A 17,844-nucleotide genomic window follows, 5' to 3' on the forward strand; every position below is an offset into this window, starting at 1 on the left:
AAGCAAATATCTAATCAAACTTGTCACAATATACTATGAACAATATCATTGGAATGGTAAAATGTATTGAACCAGTTGTTATTGAACTTATTATAAAAACTAAAATTTTAGTTATATCTGTAATTTTCTTTTCGTTAAAGGCTCTTCTAAGATTTTTTATCATAAATATAAAAATACAAGCTATAAGAGGCACTCCAAATCTAGAGGCTATTTCTAAAAATAAGTTATCTGAGAATTCTACACTTGTTATAGCTGAATTAACATAGGCGTACATCTGTACTTTTATGTTAAATGGAGCTCCAATTGCCCAGTATTTCTTTATATATTCTATTGCTACCTGCCATTTGATCCATCTGTTATCTGCTTTTATGTAGCTTGCAGAAAAGAAATAAACATTGTATTTACTTATAGCAATCCATAGAGTAATACCTATTAACACAACCATTAAAGAAATTATACCAAACCTTACAACACTTTTAGCATTTTTGCTGCGTATTATTTTTATAATAATATATAACAAGAGTATTCCAATAGCTGTTCTAGAAAGCGTTAGCATTATGCATACTATTAGCAAGAACTTATATAATTTGAATAGCATCGCTAGATTCTTTTGACCTCTAAAATCAACTATTAAATAAACCATAACAAAATACAATCCTGCATGATTTGGTGATGCAAAAATTGACAGCATTCTAGTTTTATTTAGAAACCCCATACTATAAGCCTGTATTATATCTGGAGCTGCTAAACCATAATAATTATTTTTTATAAAGAATATAAATGAAATTACCATTACAACAGTTGATGATACAATTAGCGTGTTTATTACACTTTCCCTTTTTATATCAATGTTTAAAATAATAATAAAGCATACAAAACTAAATATATAATTTAAATTATTATTATCACTTAGCCATCCTGTAATATCAGACATTTGATTTATGCTTAGAATTTTAAGGCCTAACACTATAAAAAACACTAAATAAATAAACATTATTCCCTTGATTTTAGTCGTCATTCCTTTGATTTTTCCCTTAAGTACAATCGCAAAAATCATAAAAAGTAATATACCAATTTTAATAGCATTCACACCTGAAGAGCTTTCCTGTTGCAGCGTTAAAACACCTTTTATAAAAACCTCAAATGTGCAAAACACTATAAATACGTTCAATAGTATATGTCCTAATTTATCATACTTCTTTGTTAATACCATACTTTGTCCCCCTATGCTCAACTACTTACACAATAGAGCATACTGTTTGCAATAAAATTGAGCTATGTTACTTATATCATATTTTTTACTTTCTTTCATGCTGTTTATTTTCATCATTTCTAAGTCAGTTTCTTCCTTCATTAAGTCCGTTATAGCATCTTTTAAATTTTCACTATTTCTTTCATTAATTATTACACCGGAGTAACCATTTTTTATTATTTCCATTGGTCCATCACAAGGTGTTGATATAACTGGACATCCTGCTGCAAATGCTTCTACAACTACCATTCCAAAGGATTCATTAATTGAAGGAACTATTAACGCATCCAAAAGAGCTAAAATATCGGGTACATCATTTCTCTCTCCAAGTATAAGAACATTTTTCTGAAGTTTATATTCCTTAATCATTTCTATTACTTCATTTTTATACATACTATCCTTGGGATTATTGAAAATACTATCTCCAACTAAAAGAAATTTATAATTTTTGTACCCCGCCTCTACAATATCCCTTGCTGCTTCAATAACTAACTTTTGCCCCTTAATTGGCTGAAATCTTGCTATAACTCCTAAAACTTTATCTTCCTTCTGTATATGCAATTCTTCTCTAAGTTTATCACCATTTCCTAGCCTAAACCTATCTAAATCAATACCAAGATTCTGCTTTAAAAGCTTTCTCTTATTGAGCTTATTTATTATCAAGTTGTTCTGAACACTTTCCGAAACAGAAATTATTCTATTAATTAGAGAATTGACCAATACTCTTTTTATAAGATTAAATTTATACCATTGTCCATGGCATATCCAAATAATCTTACAATTTTTACTTGAAACTTTGCTTATGATGCTAAATAATACCGCACTACTCCATTCATTGCACTGTATTACATCTATATTATTTGAATACAAAAATTCTTTAATAACTTTAATTGCTTTAGATATTTCCCTAAACTTAAAGCTTTTAAAGGCAGCTTTAAAATCAAAAACCTTACAGGGAACATTAATCCCCCTACACTTATCCACTAATTTACCTTCTGTTTTACACATAAGAAAATTATTTATATTATATTTTTTATTGTCACTAGCAAACTCATTTATCAAGTTAAATAAACTAGTTTCTCCTCCACCTAAACTTCCCAAATCTGAAACAAATAATATATTCATAATTCCTCCATTAGTGTCTTTGAACATTATAGGAAACAACTTCTAAAACATTACTGTGTCTTAAAAACCTTGCCAAAATCTCGTTGTTCAAGTCATTTTGTTTTACAATTCTTAGAACCTTACCTCTATTTTTAGCTGTGTTTTCATCACTCTTATATAACTTTTCTATATTTTTTAATAGTCTTTCACTACTAATATTACTGCCAATCCAATTGCCACCATTTCCAACATTCTCTGCTATATCTAAAATTTCAAATCGTCTTGCAACACTATAAACCTTAGGATGATAAATTAAAGGAATCACCTTTTTTCCTAGCACCAACGACATTATAACAGAATGATATCTCATTCCAACAATTATATTTTCATTATTCAGCTCTCCAATAGTATCATACATATCATGTGAATTTAAGATTTCAACATTACATTTCTGATTTATACTTTTTAAGAACCCTATATCCTCAGAATAATGAAAGGGCACCAGTTTTATTTTCCAGTTTTCTTTTTTTAATCTATTGATAGTCTTAATAATTTCTTCTTTATATTCTTTAAGCTCCTTTGTATTATCTTTAAAAAGCTTAGCCAAAACAAATGAAATTTTTTTTTCTGTTACGTCTTTCTCTGGATATTTATTTTGTATTATACTGCATATATTGAAAACAGAATCGCTAGTTAAGATAACATTCTTAAGACCTATACTCTTTAAAAGTTCATAAGATTCTTCATCCCTAACAGTTATAACTTCTAATTTTTTCAACTTATTGTAAAACCTTTTTTTTGATTTCTCATGAAGTATTGGACCAGCTCCTACACCCATCATACATATTGGCCTATTCATAAAATAAAACAAATCTATAAGGAAAAATATTGTTTTAGTAGAACTAGGATTCCAATCAGAAAGTGCTCCACCACTGGCTATTATAAGCTTATTTGAACATAATATATTTAAAATAGCCTTAAATATATTATGCTTTAAGATTGCTCTTAAAATAGATTTTAAAGTCCAATTTATGTAAGTTGAAATTCTATTTAGCCCCAAATGGTTATGAATTTTATTTATAACTTTAGGTTTAGTTCCCATGACATTTACCTTAAGTCTGTCATCTATTTTTTCTATCATTCTTACGATACTTTTCAGAATAAGCTCGTCTCCAATATTCTCCTCTCCTACCCAACTGTATATAAGTACTTCATCTTTCAAAAAAAATGCCTCCTTATCTACTGAATAATTTCATATAAGCCTTTTCCCAACTATAATAAGATTTAACTATATTTCTTCCATTTGCTCCAATATCTTTTCTTACAGAATCATTTGATAAAAGCAATAATATTTTATCTATCCACTGCTTATCATCTTTTGCAATGAATATATTTACTCCATCTTTTAATTCATTTATTCCCTCAACACTAACCTCACTTGCTACTATTGCCTTGTTCATGCTCATAGCTTCTAGTACTTTATTCTTCATTCCCGTTCCATAATTTAGTGGAGAAACATATACTGAAGCCTTTGCGATATATTCTGCTATATCATCAACAAAACCTGTAACAACAACATTTTTTCCTTCTAAACTCTGTACGTCACTGTCTGGATTTTTTCCCACAATATAAAACTTTATATCAGGATATTTTTTTATTATTTCAGGTAAAATCTTGTTATAAAAATATAAAACAGCATCCTTATTAGGTGCATAATTCATGATTCCTGTAAATACAATGCTCTTTTCCTTTAGATCTAAATTATCATACTTGTCGCTGTCGAAATTTTCTATGTTAACTCCTAAATTTATGTGATCAATATTAGCTGCACTTTCCTTGAAATTGTCTTTTACATACAATGCATCACTCTCAGAAACAAAGAAAACTTTATTAAACTTTTTATAATAATTCTTTTCAATTTTTTTGTAGTATTTATATTGAAGGCCGTTATATACCTTACCTATAAGATTTTTTTGCCCCATCTTATACTTTCTATGGAAAAATAAGCTTACACAATCACACTCAAAAAATATTTTATTAGTGCAATTTATCATATCCTGAAAAAGCACACTTGAAAATTGATCAAAGAATACAACATCATAGTGATTTTTCTGAAGCTCATAACAATAGCTTTTTAGCAAAGAATGTTTGTATTGATATAGCCCATATGGAATTCCTTTTAAAATACTCAACATTCTATCAAGAGGACTTATTCTTACACGTAAATTTTTATTATATACACTATCAGCATACTTTCTTATTTCTTTTTCTGCCTCTTTATCGTATTCATCATAATATAACAAATCTATAGTATTACCTACACTTTTATTCTGCTTTAGTAAATTGTAAATTATCAAAGCTCCTCCTGATTTATGCGGAGGATAAGGACAACTTGGAGTAATTATTAAAATTTTCATAATCCCACCTCACCATACAACCTTTGAAGCTCATCAATGGTAATATCTAAATTAAAGCTATTTTCAACTAATTCTCTAGCCGCACTTATTAACTCTTTGTTTTTATCATAATCCGAAAGAATATCACTTATCTTAGTTATAAACTTTTCACTCTGGTAATCATCTATTACATAACCTGTTTTATCATTGATGACGCAATCTCTAATTCCACCGATATCAACGCTTATAACTATTGTTCCAACCGCCATTGCTTCTAATAAGGTCATAGGAAATATTTCACGAGTTGAAACCAAAAGCATTACATCTACACTAGACAAAAATTCGTAGGAATTCTCTATGTTACCAAGCATCTTAACTTTTTTCTTTAGATTACTTTTTTCTATCCTATTATTAATCTCTTCTCTAAGAGGACCGTCCCCTCCAATTAGAGCCCTAAAATCAGCTTTCTCAGCTATATCCAAAAAAAACTCGTGGTTCTTTTCTTTAGATAATCTAGATAACATTCCAACTTTAAAGTCTTTTCCAGCATCTCTTAAGTATTTAGAATTAAACTTAAAATGTTTTAAATCTATACTATTAGGAATAACTTTAACTTTTTCTTCACTAACACCTATAGAAATCATATTATCTCTATCCTTATTGCAAACCGCTAAAACTATGTCTACATTCTTATTAACAAATGCACTAAATAATTTTGTGTGTATTTTCTCTAGTATAGTTAAGTTATGCTTCGTATAAACTATTTTTAAATCCTTTTTGTACAGCTTTTTTACTATTGATGAAATAATAGCTAACCTTAAAGAATTAGCATGTATCACATTAATATTTTTTGATATAACAATTTTTTTGATAGTTTTTATCTTACTAAACAATCCTTTTTCGTATTCAAAATACATGTGTTTATTATTTAACTTATCAAAGCATCTTCCATTAACTGCTGCTGTATAAAAATTAATTTTTTTTAAATCTATTTTATTTTCTATCTTATAAAAATAAGTCTCAGCACCACCAACTCTAAGCTCTTCTGCTAAAAATAATACATTTGTTAAACTCATCCTATCATTCCTTTTTGGTTCATATGATTTCTGTAACAAAAGAATATAAGTTTTTTGTTATTCTCATATCAGTTTTAATATTTTTTACTTCCTCTTTGCCATACCCAGTCATAACTAAAAAAGACTTGATGTTATTATCAACAGCTGGAATTAAATCTGAAAGCTTATCCCCAACTGCATAAGATTTTTCCACATCTATGTTGAAATCTTTTATTGCTCTCTTATATAAACCATCCTCAGGCTTTCTACATTTACATTGAAGCTTGTACTTTCCAACCCCATGAATTGGATGGTGTGGACAATAATAAAAGGCATCAATATGAGCATCATACTTTTTAAGCTGCTTTTGAATATACTCGTGAAGTTTATCCACAGCTTCTTCTGTGTAATACCCTCTTGCCACTCCAGCCTGATTACTTATAACTATAACCTTATATTCATTCTGATTTAAAAGCTTTATAGCCTCTACGGCTCCTTCTGTAAATTCAAAATCTTCTATTTTATAAAGATAATTTTTCTCTACATTTATTGTCCCATCTCTATCAAGAAAAACTGCCTTATTCATCCACTTTCTCTCCAAACAATTCCTTTTCAACAATATCACATACAATATGTCCTATCATTATATGTGCCTCTTGAACTCTAGGAGTATCCTCTGACGGTACAATTAAAGGAAAATCACAGTAATTTTTATTTTCTCCTCCATCCTTACCTAAAAAACCAATAGTGGTTATTCCTATCTCCTTTGCTTTTTTAAAAGCTAGTGTTATATTTTCCGAATTACCACTAGTACTTATTCCTATTAGCACATCTCCCTCTTTTCCAAATGCCTCAACCTGTCTTTCAAATATATTTTTATAGGAATAATCATTTCCTATTGAGGTTAAAACAGATGTATTTACAGTTAGAGCTATTGCTGGGAGTGCCTTTCTATCAAGCCTAAACTTACTTACAAATTCAGCCGCTATATGTTGAGAATCTGCTGCACTTCCACCATTTCCACATAGCAAAACCTTCTTCCCCAATTTATAGGCTTGTATTACAATTTCCACAATACTTTGAATTTGTTCTATATACTGTCCGTCTTTTAAAATTTTCTCCTTAGCCTCTATACTTGACTTTATTTGAGCCTCTATAAAGTTCTTCATCCAATATCCTCCATAGTATTAATGCCAAATTTATATTTGCCCTCTGTTGTGGCAACTGCAATTTCGTTATAATTCCATCTAGAATCGTCTACCACCCAGCTCTGCATTCCACCTAAATCAAAGTTCCAATCTGTTAGTTGTCCTCCCATCTTCTCAAGACTTTCGGCAACAACATGCTTTTTATTATATGGACAATAAACTAAAAGGTATCCTCCTCCACCAGCTCCTAAAAGCTTTCCTCCAAGAGCTCCTTTTTTTAATGCTGCTTCATATAGTTCATCTATTTGTGGATTTGATATTCTGCTGCTCATTTTCTTCTTCATTTCCCAACCGTAATGAAGTAAACTTCCAAAGTTATTTAAATTATTTCTAAGTAGCTCCTTCTTCATTGCATATGCTAAAGCCTTTATCTCGTGCATAGCATTTACTACTTCTTCCTTTTTCTCTACATAATTATTAACCTGATCCTTTATGATATTAGCTGAAACGTGAACATTTCCCGTATAACATAAAAGTAGATTGTATTGAAGTTCATTAGTTATTCCCTTATTTATTTTTAAAGGGTTTACAACCACATCGCTTCCGTCTACCTCCATAAAATTAAAGCCACCAAATGCAGCGGCATACTGATCTTGATAGCCTCCGTCTATTTTCAAATCTTTTCTTTCAACCTCATAGGCAATGGATGCTAGAGCATATTGATCAAGTACAACACCCTTCCATTTTGCCATAGCACCTAAAAGCGCCACTACTACTGTAGAAGATGTACCGAGCCCTGAGCCTGCTGGAGCATCACACTGAAGGTAAACCTCACAGCCTTTATTTATATTCATTCTTTTTAATGCAGCTTTAACTAAATCAAGCTTACCATCATATACCAGATTTTCATTGCAGTTATACTTAACCGTCATATCAAAATCTAAAGAATTAACTACTATGCTATCAGTGTTATTGGGAACTATTGAACAGTAGGCATACTTATCTATTGTTGTGTTTAATACTACCCCACCATATTCATTGCAATAAGGCTCAACATCAGTTCCGCCTCCACCAAAGCTTATTCTTAGTGGTGCTTTAGCTCTTATAATCAATTTCCACTCTCCCCTTTTACCTTAGTACAAAATTTGATGTAATCCTCTGGCACTCCTATATCAATAAAATAATTGTTACATTTGTAGCCATATATAACTTCCTCACCTAAAACTTTTGGTATAATCTCAGTTTCCAATGAAACCTTTTTTTCTCTTTCAATTTCTTTAAAAATCTCTTTTTTCACTATATAAATTCCGCCATTTATATAGTTTGATTTTGATATGCCACCCTTTTCAATGAAACTTACAACTCTATTATCATCACTACATTCAACAGCTCCATATCTTGATGCATCTGATGTTTCTCTTAAAATCATGGTGAAATAGCTTTTATTATTCTTATGAAACTTATATGCAGATTCAAAATCAACATCAAAGTACGTATCACCATTTAAAACAAAAAATTCCTCTTTAAGGTATTCTTCAGCGTTTTTTATTGCACCAGCTGTACCAAGCTGAGTGGTTTCCTTTGAATATACAATATTAACACCAAATTCTCTACCATCTTTAAAGTAGTTTTCTATAAATTCACTCATATATCCAGTTGCAAGTATAATATCACTTATACCATTGCTCTTTAACTTTCTTATTAAATACTCCAAGAATGGTTTATTTTCTACCAAAGCCATTGGTTTAGGTCTATCCTTTACAACTGATCTCAATCTCGTCCCTAAACCACCAACTAAAATTAATGCCTGCATACTATCACCCTTTATTTATTAGGTTAAACACTTCATTCCATGATTTCATTTTAATATTCCAATCATAATTATTACGGACAAATTCCTTACCATTTGAACAAATCTTATTATATAATTCCTTATCACTTATAAGTCTAAGTACTGCTTCTGCAAATTTTTCTTCATCATCCTCAATTATCATATCCTTATAGTTCTCTGCATCCATACCTTCCGCTCCTATAGATGTCGTAACCACTGGAACCCCCATAGCCATTGCTTCAAGTATCTTTGTTTTTATTCCGCTTCCAAATCTAAGTGGAGCTATAAACACTCTACTTTCCTTTATATATCTTCTTACGTCCTCTACTCTTCCCTCTATATCAACAGCTTTATCATTTTTAAGTTTTTTAATTGAATCCGTGGCATTTCCACCAACTAATCTTAGTACTATATTGTGATTCTCTTTTTTTATAATTGGAAATATACTATTATAAAAATACAACACTGCATCTTCATTGTGTGGAGCAGAATAAACTCCTAAAAAGCTTATTAAATTTTCTTTAACCTTAACATCAACCTTAGAAAAATAATCACAATTAACTCCAGTAGAAACCGTCACAGCCTTTTGTTCCTTTAATTTAGCGTTTAAACGATCTCTTTCCCTATCAGACACTAAAACCACAGCATTATAACTTTTAGAAATCTTCATTTCATAATTACTTAAGGCATTACATTCATACTGAAGTATTTTTCTTTTAATAAAATTGTTATCCAGTATCTTAGAAACAAAGCTTGGCAACTTATTAGAATATGCTCCAAAAGGATTTATTATTCCTCCCTTTGATTCCAGTTGTCTTCCATACCTTACCGAAAGCATGTCATCCATATCAAATATTTTCTTTCCCTTAAAATCCTTTAAGTATTCACTGGTTCTAACCATATCTGCCATTACTATATCAGGATTTTCTCTGCTAACGATTTTCTCCACAGCTTCCTTGGTATCAGCCGAATAATACAAAGCAACCTGAAGTGGCATTCTCTTTACAAATACCATACTAAAAAAATTAGATAAAAGTGCCTTTTTTCCTGGGGCCTTTATTTTATAAAGTGTTCTTATATACTCATTTGGAGTGTCTACAACTTCAGTTTTCTCATCAAAAGTAACTACTATAATATCGTATCCATACATTTCATGTAGATATTTTATATAGTAATACAAGCTCATTTCTCTACCTGATAACGGATTCAGGGGCAATCTACTTGTGAAAAATAAAAGTTTTTTCGTCATTTTAAATACCTCTTTACATAAGTCCTAATTATTCTTTAACTTTTTTCTTAATCTCTTTTATTCTCTCAATATCTTCTTTCTTTCCAACAAATATTATGTCATCACTTTCAACCACAAATACCTCTGAAAGCCCAACCACAACTATCGGTTTTTTCTTACCAACTAGTATATTATTCTTGCTATCTATACTTTTTATATCTCCTACACAGACGTTGTTATCCTCGTCTTTATCTCTATATCTCTCAACAGCATGCCAAGTTCCTATGTCATCCCAACCAAAACTGCATGGAATTACGTATATGTTGTCCGCTTTCTCCATTATTCCATAATCAACGGATATAGCCTCAACATCTACATACTTTTTCTTTAAAGTTTCATTAAAGTTAGTATCATTTGCTTCAGCTATTTCATTCAAAATATTGTAGGTTTTATTTAAGTATTTTTCAGTTAGCTTAAGAATTGTAGAACACTTCCATATAAACATTCCACCGTTCCAAAGAAAGTTTCCAGCTTCAACATAGCTTTCAGCACTCTTTTTATCAGGTTTTTCCACAAAACTTTCAACCTTTTTAATTTGGAAGCCGCTTATTTCTTTTTCTAAGTTCCCTGATTTTATATATCCATAACCTGTTTCCGCTCTAGTAGGTTCCATTCCAAGTGTAACTATTGAAGCTTTATTTTGATCTATAAATTTCTCTGCTGCCGCTATAGTATCTAAAAGCTTACTATCGTCAACTATTAACTGGTCTGAAGGCAGAACCACTATATTTGCATCCTTATAGTGTTTATTTATCACAAAAGCTGACAGTGCTATACAAGGCGCAGTATTCTTTCCAACAGGTTCAACTATTATATTCTTTTCAGGAAGATTGGGAAGCTGTTCTTTTAAAAGATCAACATATCTCTCTCCTGTTACCACAAAAATTCTCTCGATATCAATTAGATCTTCAAGCCTTTCAACTGTCATTTGAATCATTGTTTTATCGCTTAATAACTGCAAAAATTGCTTTGGCTTTTCGTCTGTCGATAGAGGCCAAAATCTCTCTCCCTTTCCCCCAGCCATTATTAGTGCACAAAGCATATATTACGCTTCCCCCTTACATTGCTCCTTCTTTTTTTATAACTACTATAAAGGTCATAAACAATATTTTAATATCAAGCCACAAGCTTCTATTGTCTATGTACTGCATATCAAGCATAACTCTTTCGCTATACGAAATATCACTTCTTCCGCTAACTTGCCAAAGTCCTGTAAGACCAGGTTTAACGCTTAATAACTTCTTTCCGTATCTGCCATACTTATTTAATTCGGCCTCAACTATAGGTCTTGGACCAACTAAAGTCATGTTTCCCCTTAATATATTAAAAAATTGAGGAAGTTCATCGAGGCTTGTCTTCCTTAGAAATCTTCCCACCTTGGTTACTCTGGGATCATATTCAAGTTTAAAGTTTTCCTCAAACTCCTTTTTTTGTTCGGGTGTCATATTTTTTAAAACTGTTTCTGCATTTTGAACCATAGTTCTAAATTTGTATACCTTTATATGCTTACCCCTATATCCTAATCTTATATGTGAAAAAATTGCATTGCCTTTTGAACTTATTTTAATATAAATACATATTGCCAGCATAAGAGGGCTCAGCACAACTATACCAATTATAGAAAATACTATATCTATAACTCGTTTTGATATATAATATACATTACTCTTGTCATAATCCTTATAAGGCTCAACTGTAATTCTGTCATATTCTAGGTCCAAATCCTGCAATATATGTCCCTCCCTTTAAGTTTTAAACTGAACTTATTATTTTTTAGTATCATTTTATTTTTTAGTATCATTATACACTATTTTTTTTATTTTTTCATCAGCTTTCATACTATTTCAGCAGTTTATTTTAACCTTTTGTGTATTTACATCTAATTATTTACTATAATATCCTTTTTTTTATTATCGTATTATATATTTTTATACTTTAGAAATAAAAAAAGATGATTTTGTCATTTAAGGTGTATATACATACAACTTTTTAATGAACAAAATCATCTTTTTTAGTTTTTATTTATGTAGTTTTATCTATCTTTATGTTTTTTTACTTTTTCTCCCTCATCACCGTAGTAGTAATAATAACCTCCATAATATCCTCTTCTACTTTCTGTATCAACTCTATTTAAAACTGAACCAATTATATTGGCATTTACATTTTCTAAAAGTTCCTTCGCCCTTTTAGCTGCTTCTATATCCGCAACCCCTGAGCTCACGACTAAAACCACTCCATCTACCATAGTTGACAAGATTTGTGGGTCAGTTACCGCTATTACAGGCGGAGCATCAAGTATTATGTATTTAAAAACTCCTTTTGCCTCATTCAAAAATGCCTTCATTCTCTTTGAAGACAGCATTTCCGCAGGATTTGGAGGAATTTTACCTGCTGTAAGTATGCATAAATTTTGATTATACCAGTGACTTGCACTTTCAAATTTAGTTTGTCCAGCTAATACATTTGACAAACCGATATTATTTGATATCTTAAATTTCTTATGAACACTTGGTTTTCTGAGATCACAATCTAGTAAAAGCACTGAATTTCCAGCTTCCGCCATAGCCAAAGCTAAATTACAAGAGGTAGTTGACTTTCCCTCTCCTGGTCCTGAACTAGTTATAAGTATTAACTGCATATCCTTATCAAAGCTTGAAAACTGTATATTACTTCTAAGTGTTCTATAAGCTTCAGATATAGGTGATTTAGGCTTATCCTTAACTACTAACATTTCTCTCCCCCTTTATTCCTCTTCATAACTAGGTATTACCCCAAGTACTGGCAAATCTAAATGTCTCTTTATATCATCTTGAGTTTTTATAGTTTTATCCATATATTCCTTAATAAAGGCTATACCTATTGATACAAAAAGTCCCAAAACAAAAGCAACTACTATATTGATAAGCTTTTTAGGCTTTATAGGCGATTTAGGTGCTGTTGCTCTATCTATTATTCTTGCATCACCAGCTGTATAAACTTCCTTTGAAACTGCTACAAAACTGTCAGAAAAATCATTCGCTAAGTCCGCTGCTTCTTCAGGTGACTTTGCATTTGCTGTTATATCTATTATTTGAGTACCCGTCTCTGGTGTAACACTCACAACCTTTGATACCTGATCTATTGTAGTACCATTACTTAATTTACTTACAGTTTTACTTGCCACAGATCTAGATTCTGCAATTTGAGCATAAGTTTTTGTAAGATTTTGTGACATCATAACATCATTATACTGTTCATTTGTACTGGATTTTGAATCATTTCTTCCGATTATCACAGTAACATGACCTTGATACGTTGGTTTTATTATAAAAAAGCTTAAAATAGCTGAAAATAGTACAAAGAATATTGTCACTAAAGCTATCATAGCCTTTTCTTTATTAAGCACATCAATAAATCCAGTAAAATCTATATCATTTCCTTGTTCCATTAATTTTCCCCCTGTACATAAATCTTAAGTTTGTCTATTTAAAAAAAGTGAAAAAACCTTTTTTTCTTTTTAGTTTTTGACTCCTCGCCTTAATTTCCTGATTTTCTATAAGTAAGTCTGCATTTTTTACAAATTTCCCAGGCAATACACTATCAATTTTAGCCACCAGCTTAAGTGCTCCTTCATAACCTGGACATCTTTTTCCTGCAGAATGTGCATCGGAAGCAATAAAGCTAACCAAGCCTTCTTCTATTAACTTAATTGCCGTTTTTTGTACAGTCTTTCCAAAAAGCCCTTCTATACTTCCTGCATTTACCTGAAAATAAATATTTTCATCAATAAGGTCATTTATTTTGTACAAATCTCTTTGAATATAAGTATACCTTTCAGGATGAGCTATAATAGGCTTAATACCTCTTATTTGAATCTCGTACAATATATCTGCTGCATTTTCTAAAAGCGACATCATATCGAATTCCACAAGCATGTAATTTGTATCTCTAATGCAGCCAATTATTCCATTCTTATGAGCTTCAAGTGTGTGATTATCTATAAAAACTTCCTGTCCGGGTATAACTTCTATATCCACAGCTTTCTTTTTAAAGATACTATTCAGTTTTTCTGCTTCGCTTGTAATGGCAGAAATACTGTTTTCAAATCTTCCCCTGAAATAGTGAGAAGTAGCTACCATTTTAGTTAAACCTGCTTCATTTGCTATCTCCATCATTTTCAAAGTAGTTTCAAGTGAATTTGAACCGTCATCAATTCCTGGAATTATGTGCGAATGTATATCTACCATTTAATCACCTCTTTCTTTTGTAATATTTTTATTTAGCAGGTATATTTACAAGTGATGCTTTAGGTGTTGGCTTTACATCTTCAAATATATATTTTTTCATTTGATCTGAAGTTACACCTAAATCTGTTTTTAGATACCAAACATTATCAACTGTAATGCCACTACAGTATCCATCCACTGGGAATCTCTCTTGATCAATAGAATCTATATTCGATGAAAGAAACTTAGCTCCATACTTTGCAATATCAAGACTTCCTAAATCAGTTTCAGCATAAGGAAGAAGTTCATCCATCATACTTAGCATATTACTTTTTCCTTGTGCTTTCATCTTATTGAAAACTGCCATAAGCACAGTCCTTTGTCTTTCTGTCCTCTGAAAGTCTCCACCCGCTGTGTATCTAATTCTTGAATAGGCAACAGCTTGTCTACCATCTAAAAGTTGTTTCCCTGCTGAAGAAACATGGTTGGGAGTAACTTTCTCATACTTTGAAACTTCATCTATATAGCTGTTTAGATAATTAACCTCATCTGGCTGGACATCTACTTCCACTCCATTAAGCTTGTCTATAATTTTTTCAAGTCCATAAAAGTCAACAGTTACATAATCCTTAATATTTAAATTAAAATTTTCATTTATAGTTTTTATCGCCAGCTGAGGACCACCATAAGCGTAGGCATGAGTTATCTTAGTCATACCATGTCCATCAACATTTACATATGTATCCCTCATTATTGAGGATAACTTAAGCTTTTTATGTGTTGGATCCATTGTTAAAATCATAATGGAATCCGAACGTGATATATCAGTTTTTTGACGTCTATCAAGTCCAAAAAATGCTATGTTTATAGTATCATCATACTTCTGTAATTCATTTTGATTCTTCTGTGTTATTCCTAAATCAGAAGGTTTCTTTGATATAGTCGTTTTTTTCATTTTACTTGTCTTTGAGTAAAAGTAACCTCCAGCAGTTACACCTATCACTACTATTAAAATAAGAATTGTAATAAAAAACTTTGACAAAAAACCGAATTTCTTTTTAGATTTCATAATTACCTCCTTCTATGTATAAATAAACATATTTAATTAGTTTATAGTAAATAACACTTTAATCAGTTTTATATTGTTAATGATTTTTCACTAATGAATGAAAATAATCTAGCATATAATCTACTATTCTTTCTGATGCTCTTCCATCCCCATATGGATTTATAGCTCTACTCATCTTTTCGTATTCATCTTTGTTATTTATTATTCTGCAAGTCTCATCTACAATATTTTTAATGTCAGTTCCTACTAATTTAACTGTTCCAGCCTCAACTGCTTCTGGTCTTTCTGTTACATTTCTTAATACAAGTACAGGTTTTCCAAGATGAGGTGCTTCTTCCTGAAGCCCGCCTGAATCAGTCATAACCATAAAACACTTATTCATTAAATTATGAGTTTCCTTTGTATCAAGTGGTGGGAGCAAATGAACTCTATTTATATTATTTAAATTTCTGTACACAACATTTTTAACTATAGGATTTAAATGTACAAGATAGACCAATTCAACATCATTATTTTCTTCTACAATTCTCCTTAATGCCGTGCATATATTCTCTATACCCTTGCCCCAATTTTCACGTCTGTGTGCAGTTACCATAATAATCTTTTTATGTTTGTAGTCCAATTTATTTAATTGATCATTTTTAAATACATAATTACTATCCACTGTGTATTTCATAGCATCAATCACAGTATTTCCAGTTATAAATATATTTTTTTCTTTTACACCTTCTCTTAAAAGATTATTTTTAGATTTTACTGTCGGTGCAAAATGCATATCTGCAATTGCTCCAGTAAGTTTTCTATTTACTTCTTCAGGAAAAGGAAAATATTTATCATAAGTTCTAAGTCCAGCCTCAACATGCCCAATAGCTATCTTTTCATAAAAGGCTGCAAGTGATGCTGCAAACGTTGTAGTTGTATCTCCATGTACTAAAATAATATCTGGTCTTTCAGCAGAAAATATTTCGCTTAACCCATGTAAAACACTTGAAGTTATCGTTGTAAGAGATTGCTTATTTTTCATTATATTCAAATCAAAGTCTGGCTCTATATTGAACAAACTAAGAACTTGATCTAGCATCTCCCTGTGCTGTGCTGTAACACATACTTTTGCTTGAAAATTTTTATTTTCTTTCAGTTTTTTAACCAAAGGAGCCATCTTTATAGCTTCTGGCCTTGTCCCAAATATTGAAATAACTTTAATTTTGCTCATTCACTACATCTCCCTTGCAGCTATTGTCATTTGAAAGCTTACTTTTTATGAAGTAAATCATTGAAATAGTTAATGCTAATTCACCCACTACTGATCCTAATATTATAGAATTATATGAAATAAACTCAACAGTTCCTATATATAATATAAGTGTTATAATTGAAGCAATAGTAAATGCTCTACTATAATACTTACCATTTCCACTTCCTATAAGATACTGAATTCCAATAAAATTATTTAAAATACTTAAAAATATCCATACAGACATATAAGCTAATATATGTGAATACATTATATATCTATTGCCATACAATATATAAATTATTGTTTTGTTAAACAAAACAATTACTATACACATGATTGTTGTAAAAAACATTACATATTTGCTAAACTTAATAATTTCATTCTTTGCTTCTTTATGACTATATTTAAACAATTCACTTATATGTGGGAATATAGCTTGAGTTACAGGTGAAAACATACTCACAAGTGCCTTAACTATTTTATCAATAGCACCATAATATCCTACAACCTTTTCATTTACAAATAACCCCAAAATAAAAGTTCCTGTAGATGTTAATATATTAGTTAAAAAAGATGTAGTAAATATGTACCATCCTTCTTTTATATCCTTTTTAATTATACTAGTTTTGGGAATCCTAAACTTTATTTTAAATCTAATCTTTACAATTAATAGACTAATGATTCCTATTAATATATAACTGAATGAATTTAATAAAGCTACATTTAAGTAATCCTTAGAAGTTCTAACAAAAATAAATATAAAAATTGTAAACATTACCTTACCAATTACATTAACTATTGTTATATACTTCATTTTTTCAATCCCCTGAAAAAACCATACTGGAAATAAAAAATTACCAATGATCATTCCATAAGTATAAATATATACCTTATAGTCTGCTTGAAACCTTTTAAAACAAAAGACTATAACTAACATAACTATAAAACACAAAATAGTCAAAGCTAACTTAATTAACATAACAGAATTAAATATTTCTTCAATTTTTTTCTTGTATTTTTTGTTCATTGAAATTTTTCTTGTTGCAGATAAGTTAAAGCCATAGTCAGTTATAATTTGAAAATATGTAATAAATGCAGTTGCGAATACTGTAACACCATACTTTTCTGGTCCTAAAGTTCTTACTAGATACGGCACTGTAATTAATGGCAATATATAGTTTAATCCTTGTAATACAAAAAGTGATAAAAAATTATTTATTATTGTACTATATTTCTTTAAACCCTTTCTTTCCTTCACA

18 protein-coding genes are annotated in these 17,844 nt (G+C 30.4%); all 18 read right to left on the reverse strand.

The genetic code is table 11. The annotated features are described in order from the left end of the window. Nucleotides 1-10: 10 nt before the first annotated feature. The 18 genes from CA_RS15665 to CA_RS15750 all read right to left on the reverse strand — a co-directional run bounded on the left by CA_RS15665 (nucleotide 11) and on the right by CA_RS15750 (nucleotide 17,843). Entirely contained in the window at nucleotides 11-1,213 is a 1,203-nt protein-coding gene (locus CA_RS15665) for an O-antigen ligase family protein (protein ID WP_010966329.1), read from the reverse strand. Nucleotides 1,214-1,234: 21 nt separating this feature from the next. Next, complete coding sequence (locus CA_RS15670; protein ID WP_010966330.1) at nucleotides 1,235-2,377, reverse strand: glycosyltransferase family 4 protein; 1,143 nt, start codon at nucleotides 2,375-2,377, stop codon at nucleotides 1,235-1,237. 10 nt (nucleotides 2,378-2,387) lie between these two features. Continuing rightward, the gene (locus CA_RS15675; RefSeq protein WP_010966331.1) at nucleotides 2,388-3,578 is read right to left on the reverse strand and encodes a polysaccharide pyruvyl transferase family protein; all 1,191 of its coding nucleotides are present in this window, start codon (nucleotides 3,576-3,578) and stop codon (nucleotides 2,388-2,390) included. A gap of 13 nt (nucleotides 3,579-3,591) precedes the next feature. Beyond that, on the reverse strand, nucleotides 3,592-4,773 hold the full coding sequence (locus tag CA_RS15680) for a glycosyltransferase (RefSeq protein ID WP_010966332.1): 1,182 nt from the start codon (nucleotides 4,771-4,773) through the stop codon (nucleotides 3,592-3,594). Next, entirely contained in the window at nucleotides 4,770-5,828 is a 1,059-nt protein-coding gene (locus CA_RS15685) for a glycosyltransferase family 4 protein (RefSeq protein WP_010966333.1), read from the reverse strand. The genes CA_RS15680 and CA_RS15685 overlap by 4 nt, the downstream gene beginning before the upstream one ends. Nucleotides 5,829-5,847: 19 nt before the next feature. After that, nucleotides 5,848-6,393 (reverse strand): D-glycero-beta-D-manno-heptose 1,7-bisphosphate 7-phosphatase, encoded by a 546-nt coding sequence (gene gmhB, locus CA_RS15690; protein WP_010966334.1) that lies wholly within the window; start codon nucleotides 6,391-6,393, stop codon nucleotides 5,848-5,850. Then, entirely contained in the window at nucleotides 6,386-6,976 is a 591-nt protein-coding gene (locus tag CA_RS15695; RefSeq protein WP_010966335.1) for a D-sedoheptulose 7-phosphate isomerase, read from the reverse strand. Before CA_RS15695 ends, gmhB begins: the two co-directional genes overlap by 8 nt. Then, nucleotides 6,973-8,067 carry a GHMP kinase gene (locus CA_RS15700; RefSeq protein WP_010966336.1) on the reverse strand — a complete coding sequence of 365 codons (1,095 nt, stop codon included), beginning with the start codon at nucleotides 8,065-8,067 and terminating at the stop codon, nucleotides 6,973-6,975. The genes CA_RS15695 and CA_RS15700 overlap by 4 nt, the downstream gene beginning before the upstream one ends. After that, nucleotides 8,064-8,768, reverse strand: a complete 705-nt coding sequence (locus CA_RS15705) for a nucleotidyltransferase family protein (RefSeq protein WP_010966337.1) — start codon at nucleotides 8,766-8,768, stop codon at nucleotides 8,064-8,066. Before CA_RS15705 ends, CA_RS15700 begins: the two co-directional genes overlap by 4 nt. Nucleotides 8,769-8,772: 4 nt before the next feature. Beyond that, the gene (locus tag CA_RS15710; RefSeq protein WP_010966338.1) at nucleotides 8,773-10,035 is read right to left on the reverse strand and encodes a glycosyltransferase family 4 protein; all 1,263 of its coding nucleotides are present in this window, start codon (nucleotides 10,033-10,035) and stop codon (nucleotides 8,773-8,775) included. A gap of 28 nt (nucleotides 10,036-10,063) precedes the next feature. After that, nucleotides 10,064-11,116, reverse strand: coding sequence for a mannose-1-phosphate guanylyltransferase (locus CA_RS15715; RefSeq protein WP_010966339.1), 1,053 nt, complete (start codon nucleotides 11,114-11,116; stop codon nucleotides 10,064-10,066). Nucleotides 11,117-11,132: 16 nt separating this feature from the next. Next, the gene (locus CA_RS15720) at nucleotides 11,133-11,804 is read right to left on the reverse strand and encodes a sugar transferase (protein ID WP_010966340.1); all 672 of its coding nucleotides are present in this window, start codon (nucleotides 11,802-11,804) and stop codon (nucleotides 11,133-11,135) included. A 302-nt stretch (nucleotides 11,805-12,106) separates the two neighbouring features. Then, nucleotides 12,107-12,805, reverse strand: coding sequence for a CpsD/CapB family tyrosine-protein kinase (locus CA_RS15725; RefSeq protein WP_010966341.1), 699 nt, complete (start codon nucleotides 12,803-12,805; stop codon nucleotides 12,107-12,109). A gap of 12 nt (nucleotides 12,806-12,817) precedes the next feature. Next, complete coding sequence (locus tag CA_RS15730; protein WP_010966342.1) at nucleotides 12,818-13,501, reverse strand: YveK family protein; 684 nt, start codon at nucleotides 13,499-13,501, stop codon at nucleotides 12,818-12,820. A gap of 34 nt (nucleotides 13,502-13,535) precedes the next feature. After that, nucleotides 13,536-14,300: a tyrosine-protein phosphatase gene (locus tag CA_RS15735; protein ID WP_010966343.1), complete on the reverse strand. Its 765-nt coding sequence runs from the start codon at nucleotides 14,298-14,300 to the stop codon at nucleotides 13,536-13,538. Nucleotides 14,301-14,328: 28 nt separating this feature from the next. Next, complete coding sequence (locus tag CA_RS15740) at nucleotides 14,329-15,348, reverse strand: LCP family protein (RefSeq protein WP_010966344.1); 1,020 nt, start codon at nucleotides 15,346-15,348, stop codon at nucleotides 14,329-14,331. Between the two features lie 76 nt (nucleotides 15,349-15,424). Further along, the gene (wecB, locus tag CA_RS15745) at nucleotides 15,425-16,561 is read right to left on the reverse strand and encodes a non-hydrolyzing UDP-N-acetylglucosamine 2-epimerase (RefSeq protein ID WP_010966345.1); all 1,137 of its coding nucleotides are present in this window, start codon (nucleotides 16,559-16,561) and stop codon (nucleotides 15,425-15,427) included. Continuing rightward, on the reverse strand, nucleotides 16,548-17,843 hold the full coding sequence (locus tag CA_RS15750; RefSeq protein ID WP_010966346.1) for a flippase: 1,296 nt from the start codon (nucleotides 17,841-17,843) through the stop codon (nucleotides 16,548-16,550). The genes wecB and CA_RS15750 overlap by 14 nt, the downstream gene beginning before the upstream one ends. Nucleotide 17,844 lies beyond the last annotated feature (1 nt).

Origin of the sequence: Clostridium acetobutylicum ATCC 824, assembly GCF_000008765.1 — a bacterium.
GTDB lineage: Bacteria > Bacillota > Clostridia > Clostridiales > Clostridiaceae > Clostridium_S > Clostridium_S acetobutylicum.